Origin of the sequence: Collinsella aerofaciens (assembly GCF_028206795.1) — a bacterium.
GTDB lineage: Bacteria > Actinomycetota > Coriobacteriia > Coriobacteriales > Coriobacteriaceae > Collinsella > Collinsella aerofaciens_AX.
Genome location: NZ_JAQLFJ010000004.1, coordinates 1 through 20732, shown reverse-complemented (window position 1 = coordinate 20732; position 20732 = coordinate 1). Strand labels below are relative to the sequence as shown.

The 20732-nt window shown below is 57.6% G+C and carries 20 protein-coding genes; 3 read left to right on the top strand and 17 right to left on the bottom strand.

Going from position 1 to position 20732, the window contains the following annotated elements; genetic code table 11:
* Positions 1 to 115 precede the first annotated feature (115 nt).
* Positions 116 to 1423, top strand: a complete 1308-nt coding sequence (locus PMX70_RS03365; RefSeq protein WP_271742885.1) for a hypothetical protein — start codon at positions 116 to 118, stop codon at positions 1421 to 1423.
* Positions 1424 to 1527: 104 nt separating this feature from the next.
* Here PMX70_RS03365 and ettA read toward each other — a convergent pair whose 3' ends face one another.
* The 3 genes from ettA to PMX70_RS03350 all read right to left on the bottom strand — a co-directional run bounded on the left by ettA (position 1528) and on the right by PMX70_RS03350 (position 4367).
* Entirely contained in the window at positions 1528 to 3207 is a 1680-nt protein-coding gene (gene ettA, locus PMX70_RS03360; RefSeq protein WP_271742884.1) for an energy-dependent translational throttle protein EttA, read from the bottom strand.
* A gap of 169 nt (positions 3208 to 3376) precedes the next feature.
* Entirely contained in the window at positions 3377 to 4096 is a 720-nt protein-coding gene (locus PMX70_RS03355; protein WP_271742883.1) for an SdpI family protein, read from the bottom strand.
* Positions 4089 to 4367, bottom strand: a complete 279-nt coding sequence (locus PMX70_RS03350) for an autorepressor SdpR family transcription factor (protein ID WP_022094448.1) — start codon at positions 4365 to 4367, stop codon at positions 4089 to 4091. Before PMX70_RS03350 ends, PMX70_RS03355 begins: the two co-directional genes overlap by 8 nt.
* A gap of 301 nt (positions 4368 to 4668) precedes the next feature.
* Here PMX70_RS03350 and PMX70_RS03345 point away from each other — a divergent pair, with 301 nt between their 5' ends.
* Both PMX70_RS03345 and PMX70_RS03340 read left to right on the top strand, forming a co-directional pair.
* The gene (locus PMX70_RS03345) at positions 4669 to 5463 is read left to right on the top strand and encodes a tRNA threonylcarbamoyladenosine dehydratase (protein ID WP_271742882.1); all 795 of its coding nucleotides are present in this window, start codon (positions 4669 to 4671) and stop codon (positions 5461 to 5463) included.
* Positions 5463 to 6260 (top strand): TatD family hydrolase, encoded by a 798-nt coding sequence (locus PMX70_RS03340; protein ID WP_271742881.1) that lies wholly within the window; start codon positions 5463 to 5465, stop codon positions 6258 to 6260. The genes PMX70_RS03345 and PMX70_RS03340 overlap by 1 nt, the downstream gene beginning before the upstream one ends.
* Positions 6261 to 6340: 80 nt before the next feature.
* Here the strand turns inward: PMX70_RS03340 and PMX70_RS03335 are convergent, their stop codons facing one another.
* The 14 genes from PMX70_RS03335 to deoC form a co-directional block, all read right to left on the bottom strand.
* A complete protein-coding gene (locus tag PMX70_RS03335; protein WP_271742880.1) occupies positions 6341 to 7858 on the bottom strand; it encodes an FGGY-family carbohydrate kinase in 1518 nt (505 codons plus the stop codon).
* Positions 7859 to 7863: 5 nt separating this feature from the next.
* A complete protein-coding gene (locus PMX70_RS03330) occupies positions 7864 to 8673 on the bottom strand; it encodes a BtpA/SgcQ family protein (protein WP_271742879.1) in 810 nt (269 codons plus the stop codon).
* Positions 8674 to 8706: 33 nt separating this feature from the next.
* Entirely contained in the window at positions 8707 to 9135 is a 429-nt protein-coding gene (locus PMX70_RS03325; protein WP_117735290.1) for a secondary thiamine-phosphate synthase enzyme YjbQ, read from the bottom strand.
* Positions 9136 to 9137: 2 nt separating this feature from the next.
* Entirely contained in the window at positions 9138 to 9998 is an 861-nt protein-coding gene (locus PMX70_RS03320; RefSeq protein ID WP_271742878.1) for an amidohydrolase family protein, read from the bottom strand.
* A gap of 27 nt (positions 9999 to 10025) precedes the next feature.
* A complete protein-coding gene (gene frlD / locus PMX70_RS03315) occupies positions 10026 to 10826 on the bottom strand; it encodes a fructoselysine 6-kinase (protein ID WP_271742877.1) in 801 nt (266 codons plus the stop codon).
* 121 nt (positions 10827 to 10947) lie between these two features.
* The gene (locus PMX70_RS03310) at positions 10948 to 11811 is read right to left on the bottom strand and encodes a PfkB family carbohydrate kinase (RefSeq protein ID WP_271742876.1); all 864 of its coding nucleotides are present in this window, start codon (positions 11809 to 11811) and stop codon (positions 10948 to 10950) included.
* Positions 11812 to 11825: 14 nt separating this feature from the next.
* Positions 11826 to 12794, bottom strand: coding sequence for an SIS domain-containing protein (locus PMX70_RS03305; protein WP_271742875.1), 969 nt, complete (start codon positions 12792 to 12794; stop codon positions 11826 to 11828).
* A gap of 62 nt (positions 12795 to 12856) precedes the next feature.
* Entirely contained in the window at positions 12857 to 13708 is an 852-nt protein-coding gene (locus PMX70_RS03300) for a sugar phosphate isomerase/epimerase family protein (protein WP_271742874.1), read from the bottom strand.
* Between the two features lies 1 nt (position 13709).
* Complete coding sequence (locus tag PMX70_RS03295) at positions 13710 to 15293, bottom strand: amidohydrolase (protein WP_271742873.1); 1584 nt, start codon at positions 15291 to 15293, stop codon at positions 13710 to 13712.
* A gap of 9 nt (positions 15294 to 15302) precedes the next feature.
* Entirely contained in the window at positions 15303 to 16766 is a 1464-nt protein-coding gene (locus PMX70_RS03290; RefSeq protein WP_271742872.1) for a YfcC family protein, read from the bottom strand.
* Positions 16767 to 16984: 218 nt separating this feature from the next.
* Positions 16985 to 17728: a GntR family transcriptional regulator gene (locus tag PMX70_RS03285; RefSeq protein ID WP_117786622.1), complete on the bottom strand. Its 744-nt coding sequence runs from the start codon at positions 17726 to 17728 to the stop codon at positions 16985 to 16987.
* Between the two features lie 150 nt (positions 17729 to 17878).
* Positions 17879 to 18538 carry an HAD family hydrolase gene (locus PMX70_RS03280; protein WP_334203829.1) on the bottom strand — a complete coding sequence of 220 codons (660 nt, stop codon included), beginning with the start codon at positions 18536 to 18538 and terminating at the stop codon, positions 17879 to 17881.
* A gap of 63 nt (positions 18539 to 18601) precedes the next feature.
* Entirely contained in the window at positions 18602 to 19444 is an 843-nt protein-coding gene (locus tag PMX70_RS03275) for a Cof-type HAD-IIB family hydrolase (protein WP_271742870.1), read from the bottom strand.
* A gap of 149 nt (positions 19445 to 19593) precedes the next feature.
* Positions 19594 to 20268, bottom strand: a complete 675-nt coding sequence (gene deoC / locus PMX70_RS03270) for a deoxyribose-phosphate aldolase (protein ID WP_271742869.1) — start codon at positions 20266 to 20268, stop codon at positions 19594 to 19596.
* Between the last annotated feature and the right edge of the window lie 464 nt (positions 20269 to 20732).

Here is a 20732-nt window from a genome sequence, read left to right as displayed (position 1 = left end):
CGACCTGTACAACGGGCGCGAACCGGCAACGGTCGCGCCCGTTTGCCTTGGGCGCCGTCATGGCGAGCGCCATGCGATGGTAAGATGCTTTACATGTGTAAAGAGGAGATTTGCCATGAGCAATACAATAGTTACGCCCACGCTTTCGCTGGGCAACCACATCTATCTGTATCGCCTGCTGCGCGATGCAATCGGATGCGGTAAGCAAACGTTTATGACGCAGGTCGAGGAGGCTCTCGCCGCTGGCGACATGGCTGCTTATGACCTGGGCTTCGAGTCCACGCGCGAATTGCTCGAGGAACTCGACGACTGCATTAAGCTGACTGTCTTTAAGGGCGGTCGCCTGTATGCCACGGTCATCGCCAACGAGGCATGGGATGCCGCACTTGCCAAGGGCGAGGACAAGCCCAAGGCCACCAAGGGCGCCAAGCAGTCCTACAAAAAGAAAAAGCGCGGCGAGAAGGACCTGAAGGCCGTGCGTCCCAAGCACGTTAAGCGTCCCGAGCCCGAGTCCGTGGCCGAAGTCGCTCCGGAGCCCGAGCCCGAGACAGAGATCGAAGTCGCTATTGAGGTAGCAGCAGAAGCCGAACCCGAAATCGCCGCCACGACCGATCCCGAAGTCATATCCGAGCAGGAAGCAACTGTGGAGCTCAACGAAGCGCCCAAGTCGACAACCGAAGAAGCCGCTGACCAACCCGAGACGCCTGCGCTCCAAAACAGCGATGTCTTTGGCAACGAGGCCGAGGACGATCAGCCCGAAGAACTCGCAGAACAGGACGCTACCGAGGCGGCATCGGAGCCCGAGGCACCGCAGCCCGCCATCTCGCTCACGGTCGTCTATGACCCCGAGAACGCCAACGCCGGCATCACCACCATGGCATCCACGCCGGTCGAGACAAAGCCGTCTGTCGAGGCAGAGGACGCCCCGCAAGCCGACGCCAAAACCGAGACTGAAGACACATCCGTCTCCGTGGAACCGACAGATTCCGCAGTTAAGCCAGAACCGGCGCCCGAGTCTGCACCCGTCATCGAGTCCGCATCCGCACCTGTCTATGACCAAATTCCCGCACCGGTACCGGCTTCGGTACCCGCAGCAGCACCGGCCCCCGCACCCACAGCACCGACCATCCCCGAGGACTTCCCCGTCGATTTCGCAACCGAGGTCTTCTGCCCCGGCCCGTTGCTACACCAGCTGTCGACCTATCTCCCCTACGGCGCCGACACGCTCGGCATCGTCGGCGAGTACTACTGGATCGCCCGCGAACGCGGCAGCATCGAGGCCGCGCGAAACCGCGCAATCTTCCCCCTGCGCTACACGCAGGCCGGCGAGCGCCACGAAGTCACCGTGCGCATCCGCCGCAACACCACCGGAGGCCTCGGAGCCACCTGGACCGTCGACAAGGTTGAAGAATCCAACGAATAGCAAAACGCGGCGAACGTCACAAAAACGTTCGCCGCGTTTTTTTTATTTTCCCAGGTTGAGCATAAGTTCGTGTGACAAAGGGGCTGTCCCTTTGCCACATCAAACTAGTCCCTGGTAAGTTTCCTGTGGATACGATGCGGCTGGGCTGCGTCCTCGCCCAGGCGCTCGATACGGTTGGCCTGATAGGCCTCAAAGTTGCCCTCAAACCAATACCAGCTGCCCGGGTTCTCGTCGGTGCCCTCCCACGCCAGGATGTGCGTGGCGACGCGGTCCAGGAACATACGGTCGTGGCTAATGACCACCGAACAGCCCGGGAACTCGAGCAGCGCGGCCTCGAGCGAGGAAAGCGTCTCGACGTCGAGGTCGTTCGTGGGCTCGTCGAGGAGCAGCAGGTTGCCGCCCTGCTTGAGCGTAAGCGCCAGGTTCAGACGGTTGCGCTCGCCGCCGGAAAGCACGCCGGCACGCTTCTGCTGGTCCTGGCCCTTAAAGCCAAAGCTCGCCACATAGGCGCGGCTCGGGACCTCGGTCTCGCCGACCATCATGTGGTCCAGGCCGTCCGAGACGACCTCCCACAGGTTCTTGTCGGGGTCGATGCCAGAGCGATTCTGATCGACGTAAGAAATCTTGACGGTCTCGCCCACCTCGAGCTCGCCCGAAGTCAGCGGCTCCAGACCCACAATCGTCTTGAACAGCGTGGTCTTACCGACACCGTTGGGGCCGATAACGCCCACGATGCCGTTGCGCGGCAGGGTGAACGAAAGGTCATCGATGAGCACGCGGCCATCGAACTCCTTGTGCAGGTGATGGGCCTCGAGCACCTTGTTGCCCAAACGCGGGCCCACAGGGATGCGGATGTCGGTCCAGTCGAGCTTCTGGCTTGCGCGGGCCTCGGCCTCCATCTCCTCATAGCGAGCCAGACGGGCCTTGTTCTTGGCCTGACGGGCCTTGGGCGAGCTGCGCACCCACTCGAGCTCGGCCTCCATGCGCTTGGCGAGCTTGGCGTCGCGGTTGCCCTGTGCCTCGATACGCGCGGCCTTGGTCTCCAGATACGTGGAGTAGTTGCCCTTGTAGGGATAGAGGTGACCGCGGTCGACCTCGCAGATCCACTCGGCAACGTTATCCAGGAAGTAGCGATCGTGCGTGACGGCCAGAACGGCGCCCTGGTAGTTGTGCAGGAAGTGCTCGAGCCACAGGATCGACTCGGCGTCCAGGTGGTTCGTGGGCTCGTCAAGCAGCAGCAGGTCGGGAGCCTCGAGCAGCAGCTTGCACAGGGCCACGCGACGGCGCTCGCCGCCGGAAAGCACGTTGACCGGCATGTCGGAATCGGGCAGCTGCAGGGCGTCCATGGCCTGGCCGAGCTTGGAATCGATATCCCAGCCATCAGCGGCGTCGATCTCGTCCTGGAGCTTGCCCATCTCGGCCATGAGGGCGTCCATGTCGCAGTCCGGGTCGCACATCTCCTCGCCGATCTTGTTGAAGCGATCGACCTTGGCAATCATGTCGCCAAACGCCATGCGCACGTTCTCGATGACGGTCTTGTCGTCGTCGAGCGGCGGCTCCTGCTGCAGGATGCCCACGGTGTAGCCGGGGGTAAGCCTGGCATCGCCGTTGGAGACCTCCTCGATGCCGGCCATGATCTTGAGCAGGGTCGACTTGCCCATACCGTTGGGGCCCACGACGCCGATCTTGGCACCGGGGTAGAAGCTCAGGGTCACGTCGTCAAGGATTACCTTGTCGCCATGGGCCTTGCGAGCCTGATACATCTGGTAGATGAACTCTGCCATTTGCCTGTTTTATCCTTTCTACCTGCTGTTTCCCTATTCTTGATTCGCTTTAGTGGAAACGAAATGAGGAAACCAGCTCTGAAACTTAACGAAAAAAGGGGCATGGTTGCCCATACCCCCTAATACTACCTGGGAAAAGTCCCCCGGAACATACTATGAACTGCGTACGCTAGTTTTCCGCAACCTTAACGAGCGGCTCGCTGCGATTTGCGCCACAGCAGATACGAGTAGACGTAGACGGCTCCGACCGAACCAACGCCAGAACCGCAATCACCGCGGCGACGACTTCACTCGAAAGCACGCTGCCCGCCACGCCCATCGCAATCAGGCCAACACCCAGCACCATAAAGCAGGCACCGCCAAAGCGCTGCGTACGGCGCCAGTTCTCGGGATCGGCAAGCGCCCAGGGCGTCTTGATACCGAGTGTATAGTTCCGCTTCACACGCGGCAAGTAGTTGCCTACGCCGATGAACAGCAGACCGACAGCACCGGAAATCAGCACGTTGACCAAACCGACCGCCGGCACCACGCCCCAGACCGTAAGCTCACCCAACCAGCTTATGGCGCACATAAACAAGGTGAAGGCGATTACGAAGCCCTGATAGAACTTGCCCGAGGTTCGATACGCCTCGCCCTTGGGGTCAATGCGTGGCACGACGTAGAACATCGCAAGAAGTGCCAGAGGCAGCACGCCGAGCGCGGAGGCCATCCAGCTAGGACCCCAACCGTCGACGGCGCCGTTCGCGCCCCAGTGCGTAGGAATCTGCGCAGGCAAGCTCGGCATCACTATGAGGTGCGCTACGACATTGGCGACGCACAGAGCGATCAGCGCAATCCACACACGCCGCGATACCCCCGTGGCGTGAATGCCCTTGTTTTCGTTATTCATCCTTATCACCTTCCGTGTTTGTAAAGCCCATAAACCAACCGATCAAGTCCTGCATGACGGTGGTGTTTAAGCTGTATACGATGTTTTGGCCATGGCGCTCGTCGGTCACCAACCCGGCGTTTTTGAGCGTCGCCAAGTGATGGCTCAGCGACGGCTTACTGATATCGAAATGCTCGGCAAGCTCCCCCGCCGTGCAATTGCCCTCGCGCAGCAACTCCAAAATGCGCCGTCGCGTTGGATCGGCAAGCGCCTTAAAACCCTCTCCCGGCATAAGACCTCCTCTCATCATCTCTCATGACGCGCACACTATACTCGATATTTAGATGTTTGTCTAACTATCTAATCTTGTACTCAAAAAAAATAGCCGCCTCCGCGTAATGCGAAGACGGCCACTTCTCACGCCATAAACGTGTTTCGGAGTTGGCCAACCCGCTGCAACGGGTGCCATCTGCTTCAATCTTATGCGAATCCCGATCCCATTTCAACAAACCCCAAGGGCTCAAATGAAATCGCGATAATACCTATAATGACGATAGCTAAAACACGATTCGCTTCCCCATCGGAGGATGTCTATGACCGAAAACGCTACTGCTCTCGTCGAGACGCGCGATACCAAGCTCGAAATCATCATGGGCCGCGAGGCACTCGACAAGCTCGCCGATGCTACGGTACTGGTGCTCGGCTGCGGAGGCGTGGGCTCCAACTGCTGCGAGGCACTCGCCCGCGGCGGCATCGGACATTTCGTCATTCTGGATAAGGACATCATCGCGCCCAGCAATATCAATCGCCAGGCCATCGCCTTTCACAGCACCGTCGGCAAGCGCAAGGTTGACGTGATGGAGGCCATGATCCACGATATCAATCCTGCCGCCACCGTCATCAAGCGAACTGAATACCTGTTGAGCGATAACATCGACGAGTTCTTTGCGAGCGTTTTGGAGCAGACGGACGGCAAGCTCGACTACGTCGTCGACGCCATCGACACCATCTCGGCCAAGCTCACCATTGCCAAATATGCTCAGGACCACGACATCCGTTTGGTTAGCTCCATGGGCGGGGCCAACAAGCTCCATCCCGAGTGCCTCCGCTTTGCCGACATCTTCGATACGGTACGTGACCCCATGAGCCGCATCATGCGCAAAGAATGCAAGAAGCGCGGAATCAAGAGCCTGCACGTGCTGTTTAGCTGCGAGGAATCGGTTAAGACCCAACCCCGCGACCCGTCCAATATCCACGAGCGTACCGAGTTGGGCACCGCCAGCTTTATGCCGCCCATCATGGGCCAGATAATCGCCGGCGAGGTTATCCGCCAGATCAGTGGGCGTGGTACCGAACGCGTGCGCGCCGATGGCCAGCGCCTAGACTAGTGGAGCGCGCCGAGATGGGGCCCCAGTTAATTGATGCACACTGCCATCTTGATTTAATGGCTCACCCGGACGCCGTTGCCGATGAGGCGACGGCACTGGGCTTGGGTCTATTTGATTGCGGCGTCGATCCACGCGACTTTTCGGCCGCAAACGAGCGTGCCCGTCGCCAACCAGGCATCATCGCCGGCATTGGGCTTCACCCCTGGTGGCTCGCCGACGGCCGCTGTGGTTCTACCGAAGTCGATCTGCTTTGCGAAGTTGCCGCCCAAGAGCGCCACATCGGTGAAGTCGGACTCGACTTTTCCGAGCGCTTTGCCGGAAGCGAGTCGCTGCAAATACAGGCACTTGACCGGCTCTGCGATGTGCTCGTGCAGCGTCCTCTTGCCGGGCGCGTGATATCAATTCACGCCGTTCGTTCGGCAGGAACTGCGCTGGACGCCCTAGAATCGCACGGGCTACTCATCCCAAACCCCGACTCCCCCGCTATCATCTTCCACTGGTTTAGCGGCACCTCAGACGAGCTCGTCCGCGCGCGTAATGCGGGCTGCTATTTTTCTGTCAACGAACGCATGCTCGCGTCCAAACGAGGACGCGAATACGCACGACAGATTCCACTCGACCGTTTACTGCTCGAGACCGATGCGCCGACCGAGCCAAACACAGAAACAAGCGCGCAGTCGCTCATCAGATCGCTTGCATGGACCTCAGAACGCATCGCCTCACTCAAAAACTGTGACATAAAGCGCATCGAATCGGCAGTTTTAGCAAATGCGCACTCTGTATTTGACCTTCGCTAACCCCTGTGGGCAAAAAATGCCAAGGGACATGCGAATCACACAACGCAGTCCCTATTGGAAGGCAGTACAATTCGGCAGCATTACACCAATTCGTGCATGAGATCACAGTTGCGTGCATACAATTCGTCAAAGATATGACGACGCGACGCATATAACTCGTGGGCAGCCATATCGGGCACGATTGTTTGCGCAACGCCAAGGACTTGGGCGAGCTCATCCCATGATGCATAGGCGCCACCTGCGAGAGCCGCCATGATGGCATCGCCGAAGCATGCGCCCACCGTAACCTTGGCAACCGAGACCTCGCGCCCGCATACATCGGCGATAGCTTGCATCCAAACTGGATTCTTGGTTCCACCTCCGACAAGCATAATGCGCCCAATTGGCAGTCCATGCTCTCGCTCGATAATGTCGACATGGGATGCAACGGTATACGCGACGCCTTCCAAGGCGGCGCGAACCATATGTGCTCGCGTATGCCTTCCGGTCAGGCCAAAGAAGACGCCACGCGCCTCGGGATCGTTGAGCGGAGTACGCTCCCCCGCAAAGTACGGCAGACACAGGAGCCCATCGGCACCCGGCGCCACATCGGCGGCATCATGCGCCATAACCGAATATGCATCGGGGCCACCGTGGTCCTCGGCCTCCACGGCGTCGCGATACAGCTCTTGGCGCAGCCACGATGTGAGTGCACCCGCTGTATTGGTCCCCGCGCAGATCCCGTAAGTTCCGGGAATGATAAACGTCCCTGGCCACAGGCGAGCATCATCGACCATATGATCAGCTAAGTAGATGAAATACGCCGTGCTCCCCAACTGAACCATCATATCGCCGGGACGGAATACACCCGTCGAAATGGCCTCGGCACCAGAGTCGCCCGTTCCCACCAAGACGGGTGTCCCCGCCGCGAGCCCCGTCGCCTCAGCCGCAGGCTGCGTAATCACCCCAGCAATATCGGTAGCCGACATTACCTCCGCCATCTGGTCAGGCCGGCAGAAACGAGCACATTCCCGAGCATCAACCTTCCAAGTGTAGCGGTCATATAGGGGAAGAAAATCCTCCGCCAAATAACGGTCCACCGTAAAACGCCCCGTCAACTTTGCGCATAGAAACGATGACGCCGTCAGGAACTTCGCGGCACGTTCGTGCACCTCGGGCATATTCTCCTTAAACCACAAGATCTTGGGAGCAATATCTGACGAACAGGGATCGTGCCCGAAAAGCTCGCGTGCGCGATCTGACCCATATTCGGAAAGAAGCTCGTCAATCTGCGGCTTCGAACGCGCATCGACTCCATATAAAATCGCGGGCGCCAGCGCGTTGCACTCGGTATCGACCGGTACGCAGTCGCAACCCAATGCGGAAAGGCCCACGCATCCGATCTGCACCGCGTTAACCCCCGATCGCACCACCAACTCACGCGACAAGCGGCAAAAATCGCCCCACCAAACCGCCTCCGCATCATGCTGGTACCATCCGTCACGCGGGTTGTCCGTCTCGTGTCCGCAAGAGGCTTGGCAAACGATGTTGCATCGATCATCGATTAAAACGCCTTTAGAGGCGCTTGTCCCAATATCAATACCCAGATAAAACGCCATAGGTGCTACTCCCCTCGCGCCGCACGAGCGGCAGCCATAAAACGAACTACCCGCTCAGCATCAACCGGGGCATCTAGCTTTCCGTCGCGCTTTAAGCACGTGCCGACAAACGCGCCATCGTAGTGAGCAAATACGTCAGCCACGGTATTTTCGCGACAACCGGTGCCACATACCACAGGTACTTCGCCAACACGCTCGCGGACCTCATCGGCAAGCTCGCCCGAAGCGCCACGACCGGCAGCCGAACCGCCGATGACCATCGCATCCGGTAGGCAATTAAAGAGAAGTGAATCGGCAATGTCCGCAGTCGTGCGGTCGTTGAGATAAACCTCCCCCTCGCTCGTGATGAAGTGAAATAGCTTGAGGTCGTCCAAGCGCAGCGCCGCCTTGCGACGCATGGTGTGAGCGAAATCTCGGTTAATCAGCCCGAGATCACCGGCCCAGGCACCGCAAAAATTGCAGCGCGTGAACTGCGCATCAACGGCAGCGCACAGCTCGATTGTGGCATCACCATCGTAAATAGCCTCAGCTCCCCAAGGGGTCGACATATCATGGGACAGAGCCCCGATTACATAGCCCATCGATGCAAGGGTTGAGGGAGAAACGTGCTGCTCATAGGGCATCGAGAGCTCATTGGTAATCAAAATGCCATCGACACCGCCCTGCTGTAACGCTTCGAGATCGCGCTTGGCGGCTTCCACGACCTGTGACACGCTTCCGCCCGGGTAATACAGTGGATCGCCCGGCAGAGGACGCAGATGCAGCATTCCGATAACCGGCTTTTCGGTCTTGAACATCGAAGTTAGAAACGACATAACGTGCTCCTTCATAGGGTTATTGCAGGGACGTTACTCCCCCAGCACTTCGACGTACACTTTTCGCTTCTGCGGACCGTCAAACTCCGCAAGATAGATGTTCTGGGCACCTCCGCACACGATGTGGCCATCTTGGACGGGAAAGAAGCAACTGTTTCCACAAATCATGCTCTTGATATGCCCACAGGAGTTGTTGCCGGTAGCTCCATAGCTCGGCAGGAAGTGTGCATGCGCATAGGGGGCATCGAGTGGGGCGATGCGATCAAGCGTCTCCATAAGATCCGTCTCCACACAGGGCAGCCCCTCGTTTACCACGATTCCACAGGTCGTATGCGACAAAATAATCGCTGCCAAGCCATTCGTCACCGAGCTGCGTTCGATGGCAGCGTGCACGTCTTCGGTAATATCGATGAACTGGTCCGGAGCAGTCGATAGATAGCTCAATGTCTCGAGCGTCACCATGTTCACTCATCCCCTTCAAGAAAACGCAGGGCATTACCCCAGTAGAGCCTTTCTCGCGCATCATCGCGCATCGGCACGGTATCGAGCGCCCGCTTGAGTTTGAACGCACGGAAGCGCGGCGTATTGCTGGCGAACATCACTTGATGCGATAGCGCGCGCTCATACCACAGCGGTCCCATATCGACCGTGAAAAGACGCTGCATCATCTCCTCGGGCGAATCGATGTAAGTGATAGAGGTGTCCGTGTAGCAGTTGGGATACTTGAGCAGCATCGCCACGGTCTCGCGCACCCAGGGCCAGCCAAAGTGGGTCAAACTAAAACGCACATTTGGATGCGTTGCGATTGTGTGTTCAAATGCAAGCGGGTTACTGCGCGAGAGCTCTGCGCCCGGCTCCCAAGACATACCGGCATGGAAAACCACCGGCTTGTTATAGCGCTCGCACAGCTCGTAAAGCGGCTCGGCCACAGCATCATCGGGGGCAAAACCCTGCTTTGCCGGATGCAGGCAAAGCCCCTTTGCCCCCAACTCGGTAAAGGCGCGCTCCAATTCGTCTGCGGCACCGCTCACCTGCGGGTCTACGCTCGCAAATCCCCACAGACGATCGGGGTGCGCGGCAACCAGCATGGCAATCTGGTCATTGGTGCCAAAGTGCCCTCCGCATGCCGTGGTTACATCGAGCGGCATGAGCACGCTCTTTCGCACGTCGCAGACGTCCATCTCGACTTGAAGCTCATCCCAATCCATGGGGCCCATATGCCCCATACCAAATTCTCGTGACCAAAAACCGAATCCATCAGGCTCATCACCCGGCGTACAGATCTCGCCGTAGAGCATAGGATGGACCAACATGTCGATAACCATTTCGTACTCCTTTCCAGGCATTTGACCCTAGTACGGCTCAAACGAACCAATCACTCGGGACGACAGCTCAGCGCCCGCCCTCATACACGCCGGAATATCAAGGCCATCAATCACGCCCTTGGTAAACCCGGCGATATACGAGTCACCGGCGCCCACGGTGTTAACGACCTTCTCCGCCGGTACGATCCCACACTCATAGAAGCGCTCACCGTCATAGGCAATGCTTCCCTTCTCGCCAAGCGTGGCAACCGCAACGCGCGGTCCCAATCCCTGCACGTGGCGTACCCAATCTCGTAGCTCCGGAGTGTCCTCTTCAAACGACATGAACGCATAGTCAACGTAGGGAAAATGGTTCTCGCAGGCATATTCGGGATCCTGGCTGAACACCGAGAAGTCCATAACCACCGTCTTGCCCGCATCATGCCATTCGGGCAGGAGGTCCAAACAATTGCCAAACAGGTCGGTGTGAATGATGTCATGTTCTAGGATAAACGCCCGGTCATCTTCATTCGGTCGATATGTCTCCATTACGCCATCGATTGCCTCGAGATGTACGCGATCGACGCCGTCTTTCAACGCCATGAGCATCACCGAGGTGTCGCCATCCTCCACCCGCAGATGTGAGATATCGAACCCCTCGGCGGCCAGCGCCTCCCTCATCTTGTCTCCGTACTCGTCCTTGCCGACAACCGACACAGCGGATACCGAAACGCCCATTCGTGCAAGATGGATACCCCAGTCAATGCCATTACCAGTCGGATAGAACACGCCGATGTTTTGATAGACGTCCGCACAGCAAAAACCAGCCGCGCACGCTTTAATACCCATGGTCTTCTCCAATGTTCAAAAGGGGACCCACCACATGGCGAGCCCCCTTTTCGCGTTTCGCTTATTGTTTTGCATCGGCTGTCCAAGGCCTCATAGCCAGACCGCCGTACGCTTTCTTAAGCTATTCGACGATTGGTGCTCCGTGGCCCCAAGAACCTTCCATGCCGCACACGGTCGAGGCAAACCCGGCAGCAAAGTCGAGCGCGCGCTCGATGGCCTCGGCGCCATCCTCGCCACGCTTGGCGGAATCGAGATAGCACATCAAAAACGAGGTGAGGAACGAGTCGCCCGCTCCCATGGTGTCCTTCATGTCCGTTACCGGTTTAGCCAGCTGGCGGTAATAACGCTCGCCGTCGTAAGCAATGCAGCCCTCGGCGCCCGCCGTAGCCGACACAAAAAGCGGACCCAGGCCCTTCACCCATGCCAGACGCTCGCGAATCTCGTCCTCACTCGCGGCATCCGCCGCACTAAAGAAAGCAAAATCGACGTAGGGCGCAATCTGCTCGTAGTACTCGTCGGTGGAGTCGTCCGAAAAGTCAAAAGAGACCGTAACGCCCGCAGCCTTCAGCTTGGGCAGCTCGCGCTCGGTAAAGCAATAGTTGCCCGAATGAACCACATCGAACTGCTTCATGTACGCAAGGTCAAAGCGATCGAGGACATAGCGCGCATCGCCACGGATACCGCCCTCGTTGGAGCCAAGGAAGACACGGTCACCGTCAACGACGGTCACGCGAGCCGCTCCGTTCTCGCCAATCATCTGCTCGCACTTGTCAAGCTCGATACCCTCATCCTCGAGGCTTGCAATGACATGCTCTGCAGCGGCGTCATTGCCAAAAATGCCCATGTATGCGGAGCGTGCGGCACCGCATTTCTTGGCATAAACGGCGAAGTTCACCGCATTGCCGCCAGGATACATGGTATGGATATGCTCGTAGCGATCGACGACGTTGTCGCCAAATCCGAGCGCGTTAACGTTAAATGCCATGGCCTTTGTCCCTTCTAGTACTCGACAACACCCATATAGCGACGGAAATCGGGATCGTGATCAAACACCTTGCCGCGTGCAGCACGCAGCTCGCAGTTCATGGCGTAGAACAGCACCGGGTCCAGATAGGCACGGACGCTCGCCGGCACGGATTCCATACCGTACTCCTTGGCATCGAGCACCATCAGCGTATCGGTATGCGTCTTAAGGAACGCCAGGGCGCGCTCGTCCATAGCACGGCACTCGCTGGAGCCCATCTGCAGGAAGTAAAAAACGCCATCCTGAGTAGCTTCGAAGGGGCCATGGAAGTACTCGGCAGAGTGGATGTAGCTGCAGTGCTGCCACTGCATCTCCATAAGAGAGCAGATAGCGAAACCGTAGGTCTGGCTAAAGTTGGGACCGCTGCCCAGAATATAGAAGAATTCGTGCTCCTGGCAAAGCTTGGCAAAGCGATCGCCCAGCTCGGCATTTACCTTCTCGCGTGCCGGGGGAAGAATCTTATCCATCTCGGCGATACCGGCATACATATCGGCAAGATCGGCGTAGCCCTCCTGCTGATCGAGCAGCTCTGCCGCAAGCGACAGCGAAATACCAGCGGGGACCTCGGCCTGCGGCACGCCCTCGCCCCACGGGTAGACCCACGTGGTCCACTTGCCGGAGTCGATCTTAGATCCAGCGTTGTCGGTCTGGGCGATCACCGTAGCGCCGGCAGCAAGGGCAATCTCGCAGCCCTCGACGACCTCGGGAGTGTTGCCACTGTGGCTACAGGCGATGACCAGGGACTTCTCGCCCAGACGACGCGGACGCATGATATCAAACTCGCGAGCCGTATAGATATACGAAGTGAAGGTGGTTGCCTCGCGCTGCAGAAGCTCATGAGCCGGGATCAAATCGATCATGGAGCCACCGCAAGCAATCCAGTAGACGCTGTCGAACTTGCCCTTCTCGGCAATTGCCTCTTTGATCAGATCGTGTGCGTTCATATCCAGTTCCTTTCTTGTTTGGTCCGCAATCAATAACGTTGGCTGCGTGGCCGATAGTTGTTTTAGTCAATCAGATATTTCTCGAATGCGGCCATGTTCTTGGCATCTGCCGCCGCCGGGTCATCGTAGTAACGGCCGTCCGTGATTTCCTGGCCCAGCATACCGTCGAAACCATGGGCGTTGAGTGTGGCGACGAAGGCGTCCATATCGTGCTTGCCATCGCCCCACACCAGATGGCCATACGGGTCGCCGTCGATAAAGTGCATCTCGTGAATTGCCCCATCACCAAAGGCGGCAAACCAGTCCTCAAGCGTCTCGCCTGCAACGCCCATCGCGGTTGTATCAACCATGGGCTGTAAGTACGGGCTCGCGACCTCGTCAATCATGCGCTTCGCATCGGAAACCGTCGTCACAAGGTTGCTCTCCTCGGGACGCAGGCTTTCCATCGTAAGCACCAGACCGTGCTCGCCGGCATACTCCGCCAGAATGGACAAATGCTCGCGGCTGCGCTTCCAGGCTTCCTCGCGGTCCTCGTCCCAGTCGCCCCAGCCCGAGTTGACGGACATACGGTCGCACTCAAGTACCTCGGCAAGCTCAATGCCGTGCTTAAAGTACGCCAGGCTGCGCTGTTCATGCAGCGGCTTGCGTGCGCAGTACTGCCAAGGATAGACAACATTCTCGGGACACAGAGTACGATACCTAAGCCCACGGTCTGCAGCCTTTTTCGCCAGGACCTCAGCCTCAAAGTAGCCCGTGTGGTCGAGCGTCACATGCGGCTCCGCACACCACAGCTCAATGGACTCAAAGCCCAAACGCTGCTGCACATCAAGGAAGTAATCGAGCGACCACATGATGTAGTGGATATTCATGCCCGCAATCTGTTCGCGGCGCAGCGTCGGTTTGGATTCAGACATCTTATGCCTCCTTATTTCGATCGAACACGATTTGTCCGTCCGACATCGTCATATCAACCGATAGATCGCGTGCGTCGCGATAATCGAGGTCGAACACGTCCCGATCGAGCACGCAGATATCGGCAAGCTTGCCGACCTCGAGCGTACCCAGCTCGTCTTCGCGCATCAGGTCGTACGCGCCCCCGGCAGTCCAAGCGCGCAAGAGCTCGACAAGCGTCAGCGCGTTGGCCTCATTCACGGGCAGCCCGTCGTCGAAGTATCCGCCGCACGCACTGTAGATTGACTCGCCCAGGCTCGGAATCAACAGCGGCAAATCCGTGCCACAGCACACCGTGCATCCGGAATCTTCCATGCCGCGGCGATTCCAGCTGTGCAAAAGTCGCGTCTCGCCAATTTGTCGACGCATCATCGACAGGCAATCCTCGCGCCGGTCCAGCGTCAGAATCTGCGGATAGACCTCGCAAATTCCACCTAACTTGCCAAACTCGACAAGATCGGTCGGGTCAGAGTTCTCGAGATCGGTAATCGCATGGCGGCGAAGCATCCGTCCATGCTCGTCTCGAGGCAGCGAGGCATAGAGCGCCACGGTGCGACGAACGGCGCCATCGCCCTGGCAATGCAAGGAATATCGGAAGCCGTCAGCATCAACTGCACGCAGCTCGTTCTCAATCAGATCCCACTCGGGCTCCTCGACGACCGTCTTGCCGGCAGCGCCCGCATCGGCCGAGTCCTCATAGGGGTCAATCATCTCGGCAAGCCCCGCCCATACGCCGCGATCGGTCATACGGTTGAAGCCAGAAAAACGAACGAACGGTCCCCGGAAGCGCTCTCGTGCCTCGCGAGCATATGCCAGATTTGCACCGGCACCCACCGGCTGCGACATCATAGAGACGCGAACCGTCAGCTCGCCAGATTCCTCACGGCGAGCCATTTCGTCGGCAAAGCCGTAGTAGTCATCAAACGCCATCTCCTTGATGGCGGTAACGCCGCGCTCGTTAAGCATGCTCATGTAGTCCGAATACCCGGCACGCACCTCGGGCAGCGCGAGGAAATCGCTCATCATGCGCCAGATCTTCTCGGCATAGCACGCCTGGGGTGTAAAGCCGTATCGCGCACTGGCAGCAGCATTGAGAACGCAGGTCTCCGCTCCCGGTGTAAAGCAGACGACGGGGATATCACCAAAACACTCGTCAAACGCAGCTGCTGTATTTGCGTTCTCGGCATCCGATGCCAACGTTTCGGGCAGGTTGTGGCCAAAAGCCGCCGCGCAATCCGGATGATCATCTTTCCATGCACGCAAGAGCGACACGGCCTCTTTGGCATCAGCGACGCCGGACAGATCAGACCCCAACGTCCGCAGCGCCCAGCCCGTATAGAAGGTATGCACATCGATCAGGCCAGGCATGACAGTGCGGTCGCCCAGGTCAACTACCTCGTCCGCCTGGGTCAAATACGAAGCTACCTCACACTTGGTGCCAACAGCCTCAATTCGATTGCCACGGACCGCTACGAAACCTTCAAACGGCAGGTCTCCCGTACCGGTAAAGACGCTCCTAGACGTCAGGACCGTCAAACGATCAGACATCACAACCACCTACACCGGAAGCATGCCAGAGATTGCCGTTACGATCAGGCCAAAGACGACCATGAAAATGAAGAACTTCCAAATGGTCTTCCACCATTGGCCAAACGAAATCCTAGCCACGGCAAGACCGGCGACCGTCATGCCCGCCACGGGGCTGATGGTGTTGATGGTCTGGTTGGCAAACTGGAGCGCGGTGACGGCCGCCTCGGGATTGAGGCCCATGAGCTCGGTCAGGGGGCCCATAACGGGCATGGTGAGCGCCGCCAGGCCAGAACTCGAGGGAACCAGCAAAGAGAGCAGGCCAAGGACGATATACATAAACGTGGTGTAGACGGCGGCGGGTGCACCGGCGAGCGCAGTAGCGAGCGCCTGGAGAATGGTGTCGATGATCATGCCGCCCTCGGCGATGACCAGAATACCGCGAGCGATACCGATAACGATGGCGGCGTACGCAAAGTCGGCGAGACCTTTAACGAACTCCTCGGCGATCGTCTGCTGGTCAAGACCGCCCAGGATACCGGCAAGCAAGCCCATGCCAAGGAACACGGCGGAAATCTCATTCATGTACCAACCCTGGGTAACAAGACCCCAGACGATAATGCCCATACCGCAAGCAAAATCGATAAGCACGAGCTTCTGACGGATAGTGAACTCTTCCTCGATGGAGGCATCGGTCACGGAAAACTCGATACGCTTGAGCTTATCGTCCTCGTACGTAATGGACGACTCGGGGTTTTTCTTGACGCGCATGGCGTAGCGCATGGCCCATGCGATACCGACGGCAGTGAAGATGACCCAAGAAACGGCGCGCAGCCACAGTTGCGGATTGCCCTCGATGCCGATAATGCCCTGTGCGATCAAGACGTTAAACGGGTCGATGGTCGAAGCACAATATCCCAGGTTAGGACCAAGGAAGCAGATGATGAATGCCGTCATCGAGTCATACCCAATACCCATCATGATGGGAATGAAGATGGCATAGAACGGCAGGGCCTCCTCAGACATACCAAACGTGGTACCGCAAATGGACAGCAACGTCATCGTGATGGGAATGATGAGGATGTCCTTGTTCTTGAGCTTTTTAATCACACGGCTCATGCCGGCATTCAAAGCGTTGGTCTTGGTGATGACTGCGAACGATCCGCCAATCAATAAGACGAACGCAACGACGTCGGCAGCCTCTTGGATGCCCTTAGTGGGCGCTTGCAGGACCGCGAAGATATCCTGACCCAGATTGATGGTCTCGCCGGTCTCGGAATCGGTGTAGTTCTTATCGACCTGTTCATAGGTTCCAGCAACGGCGACTTCACGCTCGCCCGCCGCTGTCGAAATCGTCTTGCGCTGATACTGACCAGAAGGAACGATCCAAGTCAGGACCGCAAAGACAACGATCAGCAAGAACATGATCGTATAAACATGCGGTAATTTGAACTTAAAACGTCTGTTTGTCTTCTTCGCCTTCGTATCTGACATAGATACCTCCAAAGAACTCGAGACTGCATCGCATCTCGCTTCAACGCTTGCATAAGGCAAACGTTCTATGACGTCCCATAGATTACCAGCAGCTTTTCCCGTCATCAAGATAATTTCAAACTGATTGCCGCAACGCGGTTGAACGGTTGCGTTCGCGCCGTGAACGGTATGGAAGCGCCCGGTGAGATGATCCACCGGGCGCTTCCATACGCAATGTCCTAGATGTCAAAAACGTAGCGAGACCCAACGATCCGCTGACGACCGATGATAAACGGCCGCCGCTGCTCATCGAAAAAGAAGGCTTCCATATAAAACAAGGGTTCGCCAACGGGAACTGCCAACAGCCGAGCGACCTCGGGCGACGCGCACGCGATCTCGAGCGTGCACGGGTCGGTAAACGCGGGCGTACGGCCCGTCCGGTTGCGCACGAACTCAAAAATGGATTGGTTCGATAGAGGTGCCGTTGATAGATAAGCGTTGTCCTCGTAAACGTATATGTTGTTCTCGAGCATGACGGGGACTCCATCGGCAGTACGCACACGCTCAACGCAAATCAAATCAGTTCCAACGGGAACACCAAAGAACTGCGCTTCGGTGGAATCCGCCGGCAGTATCTTTCTCGAAATGACGCGCGCCCCCGGTTCCATTCCGTTAACGCGGCATGCGTCCGAAAAACTCTGGACGTCATCCTTCTGGCGAATCTTGCGCTTGAGCTTGGGGGCATTGACAAACGTGCCTTTCCCCTGTCGCTTCGTTAGATAGCCCTGCTGGACGAGCTCCTCAATAGCACGTCGCACGGTAACGCGGCCAACTTTATAGCTCTCAGCCAATTCAAATTCGTTGGGTATCCGCGCGCCCGCCTTGTAGGCACCGGAGTTGATTTCGTTTTTAATGATATCGATAACCTGTTGGTACAGCGGAATCGCTGCTTTACCGTCAGTTAGCCCTTCAGTCGGTGGCATATACCCTCTCCCAGCACAATTAAGTCTAAAGCGGGCTCAAGGGCATTCAACAAGCCCTTGAGCCCGCTTTAGCATAAAGTATGCTAGGTGTCGCACCAAAATGTCGGGCATTTACTCATCAGACCCGAAAAACGCGCAACTACCACGCTTCTAAGAAAGCGTGAGCAGCTCCGGCAGTTGATCGATAATCTTGTCCGCGGCATCCTGGCTAAAGCCGAAGCGCTCCTCGCGCTTGGCAATGACTGTCAGGCCGGCTCGCTTGCCGGCAGTGATGCCAGGCACCGAATCCTCAACGCAGCAGCAGCGATTTGCGGGCAGCCCCAGCAGGTCCAGCGCATGCAGGTAGATGTCGGGCTCGGGCTTGCTCTCCTTAAACTGCTCGCCGCTCACCACATACTCAAAGGCATCCGACAGCCCGCACGCATTGAGCACTTCCTCGATGCTATCCATGGGAGACGAGCTGGCAAGCGCCACGCGAACGCCGCGGCGCGGCAGCTCTCGAATCGTATCCACGGCGCCTGGGTTAATCAAAGCCTGATAGTCGCGCGGCCGCTTATGCGCCCACTCATCCCAACGGGCCAACGCTTCCTCGCCAGTAAAATGCCCCTTACCGGCGCGCTCAAACCAATCGACCAGCATATGCAGGAAGAACTGATGCGAGGTACCGATCTGCCCATTCAACTCCTCTTGAGTCAGGTTAAGCCCAAGCTCCTTGGCAAACGCGGCAGTCTCGCCCAGGTAGTAATACTCGGTATCGACAATGACGCCATCCATGTCAAAGATAACGGCGTCGAACGGAAATGCGGACACGGCACCCTCCCTAACAAAAGGGCGCCTGTAAGCAGGCGCCCGAACCATGCATTATCGGCGATTCTAACCCAGCAGTTTATCCAGCGCCACCGCAATACCGTCTTCGTTGTTATTGGCGGTCACCATCTGGGCTACCGCCTTAACCTCATCGACGGCGTTGCCCATGGCAACACCGGTGCCGGCCCACTCAATCATGGACTTGTCGTTCTGGCCGTCGCCAAACGAGACGACCTCGCTGGCATCGATACCGAGCTTGGGCAGGGCACCCTCGAGCGCGCGGGCCTTGTCGATACCGGGCGCCGTGTACTCAAAGTACCAGTCGGCCGTAAACATGCCCGAAAGCGTCTGGGTAAAGGGCGCATACATCTCCTCGTAATGCGCCTGCAGGTAGGCCGGATCGCCCGCCGTCAGCAGCTTGTCCACGGGATAAGCGTCCACGACCTCATGCAAGCTCTCGACCTCGCGAATCTTAAGATCGCAGGCATCGCGCTCATACTTGACGATATTCTTCTGCGAGCCGTCAGGCAGCGTGATCATGCAATGGTACGAGTCCTCGACGCGCAAATCGCGACCGAGCGAAATCATAGGGATCACGTCGAAATTGCGCAGATGATCAATCAGACGGTGCAGCTCGTCAGCCGGCATGGCCTGGTCAAAAAGGACCTCATCGGTCTGAGCGTCGACCACATACGCGCCATTGAAAGCGACTAGCAGACCGTCATGGTTTTGAAGGTCGAGCTCCTGCGCCAAGGCGTGCAGCCCCCATGCGGGACGGCCCGAAGCCAAGATGAGCTTAATGCCCGACTCCTGCGCCGCGAGCAGCTTCTCGCGCGTACGCGGGCTGATGACCTTTTGGTCGTTGGTGAGCGTACCGTCGATATCCATTGCAATGGCTTTGATTGCCATATATGCCTCCCTGTCATTGAACAATCTTGTCTGAGCCATCATACAGAACACCTACTGCGGCTCTGTCTGCAACGGATAAAAAGTCATATTGTCCCGAACATGAACGGCGCGTGGTCGTGAAGCTTTATCGCTCAGGTCAAATACGTCTGCTAGCGACGCTCATCCGTCGGTGCTCCCTCGACGATCGCGATGCCCGCCGATGCACCCAACGCGCTGGCGCCGGCCTCGATGAATGCGCAAGCCTCTTCGTAATTATGGATACCGCCCGCAGCCTTGATTGCCACGGCATCGCCGAGCACTTCGTGCATCAGCCGCACGTCCTCGAGCTTAGCACCGCCAAAGCTTCTGCCGGTCGATGTCTTAAGGAATCCCGGCTTAGCCTCCAACGCAATCTCACAGACGCGACGCTTGGCGGCATCGTCGCCGTCCAGCTTGCACATCTCGACGATCACCTTGTCAGTGATGCCATGCGCGCGACAAAAATCAGCAATGGCAGTCATCTCGCGCTCGATGGCATCAAAATCGCGGTTCTCGACCGACTCCTGATTCAAAACGTAGTCAATCTCGGTAAAGCCGCACGCAGCGTATTCCTCAAACCTCGCAAGCTTCTCCTCAAGCGTCATAGTGCCCTGGGGAAAGTCGATAGCGCCGGCAAGGATGATGTCAGAGCCCTCGAGCATTGCGCGACCCGTCTCGTACTCCTGCAGGTTCGCAAATACACAACGGAAGTTGTACTTTAGCGCCTTCTCGACATACTGCTCAAATGTGTCCTCGGGAGCGTCGATATAGTCGATGTATTTATTGATGGGTTTGGCAAGCGTCATGTTGGGCCTCCTTGTTCAGGACCGACAACCGATTTGTGGTTTCACGCGAAAAACCATGTTCAATGTACGCCCGATACGCAAGGACAGCGTCCGTATTTCGGCAAGTGGTATGAAATTAGCCGTAGAAGTATATTTACGGAAAGCGAATGGCGCCGCATGCGGATGCCGACGGCCAGGCACCCCCCCTCAATACACCCTCATGCCCATTCAAATAGCAAAGGGGCCCGTATCCCAACGGATACGGGCCCCTTTCGGCCATGACCTATCTCAGCAACAAAGACTACTTGCGGTGAGCGCGGTAGAACTCGATCGCACCATCTTATCCGAGCCGGGGCACGTTCGCATAGCGTGGCGCGTGACGGTTGCAAAACCACCCCATTTGAAACAGGTTGATTTTCAATCTCAACGCAACAGCTTGAACGGACCCCGCGTTTCCGCAGCTAGCGCAACGCGGAACTAGCTCC

Coding starts and splice junctions, on each gene's coding strand:
- PMX70_RS03365 (WP_271742885.1), top strand. CDS start 116: ATGAGCAATACAATAGTTACGCCCACGCTTTCGCTGGGCAACCACATC.
- ettA (WP_271742884.1), bottom strand. CDS start 3,207: ATGGCAGAGTTCATCTACCAGATGTATCAGGCTCGCAAGGCCCATGGC.
- PMX70_RS03355 (WP_271742883.1), bottom strand. CDS start 4,096: ATGAATAACGAAAACAAGGGCATTCACGCCACGGGGGTATCGCGGCGT.
- PMX70_RS03350 (WP_022094448.1), bottom strand. CDS start 4,367: ATGCCGGGAGAGGGTTTTAAGGCGCTTGCCGATCCAACGCGACGGCGC.
- PMX70_RS03345 (WP_271742882.1), top strand. CDS start 4,669: ATGACCGAAAACGCTACTGCTCTCGTCGAGACGCGCGATACCAAGCTC.
- PMX70_RS03335 (WP_271742880.1), bottom strand. CDS start 7,858: ATGGCGTTTTATCTGGGTATTGATATTGGGACAAGCGCCTCTAAAGGC.
- PMX70_RS03330 (WP_271742879.1), bottom strand. CDS start 8,673: ATGTCGTTTCTAACTTCGATGTTCAAGACCGAAAAGCCGGTTATCGGA.
- PMX70_RS03325 (WP_117735290.1), bottom strand. CDS start 9,135: ATGGTGACGCTCGAGACATTGAGCTATCTATCGACTGCTCCGGACCAG.
- PMX70_RS03320 (WP_271742878.1), bottom strand. CDS start 9,998: ATGGTTATCGACATGTTGGTCCATCCTATGCTCTACGGCGAGATCTGT.
- frlD (WP_271742877.1), bottom strand. CDS start 10,826: ATGGGTATTAAAGCGTGCGCGGCTGGTTTTTGCTGTGCGGACGTCTAT.
- PMX70_RS03310 (WP_271742876.1), bottom strand. CDS start 11,811: ATGGCATTTAACGTTAACGCGCTCGGATTTGGCGACAACGTCGTCGAT.
- PMX70_RS03305 (WP_271742875.1), bottom strand. CDS start 12,794: ATGAACGCACACGATCTGATCAAAGAGGCAATTGCCGAGAAGGGCAAG.
- PMX70_RS03300 (WP_271742874.1), bottom strand. CDS start 13,708: ATGTCTGAATCCAAACCGACGCTGCGCCGCGAACAGATTGCGGGCATG.
- PMX70_RS03295 (WP_271742873.1), bottom strand. CDS start 15,293: ATGTCTGATCGTTTGACGGTCCTGACGTCTAGGAGCGTCTTTACCGGT.
- PMX70_RS03290 (WP_271742872.1), bottom strand. CDS start 16,766: ATGTCAGATACGAAGGCGAAGAAGACAAACAGACGTTTTAAGTTCAAA.
- PMX70_RS03285 (WP_117786622.1), bottom strand. CDS start 17,728: ATGCCACCGACTGAAGGGCTAACTGACGGTAAAGCAGCGATTCCGCTG.
- PMX70_RS03275 (WP_271742870.1), bottom strand. CDS start 19,444: ATGGCAATCAAAGCCATTGCAATGGATATCGACGGTACGCTCACCAAC.
- deoC (WP_271742869.1), bottom strand. CDS start 20,268: ATGACGCTTGCCAAACCCATCAATAAATACATCGACTATATCGACGCT.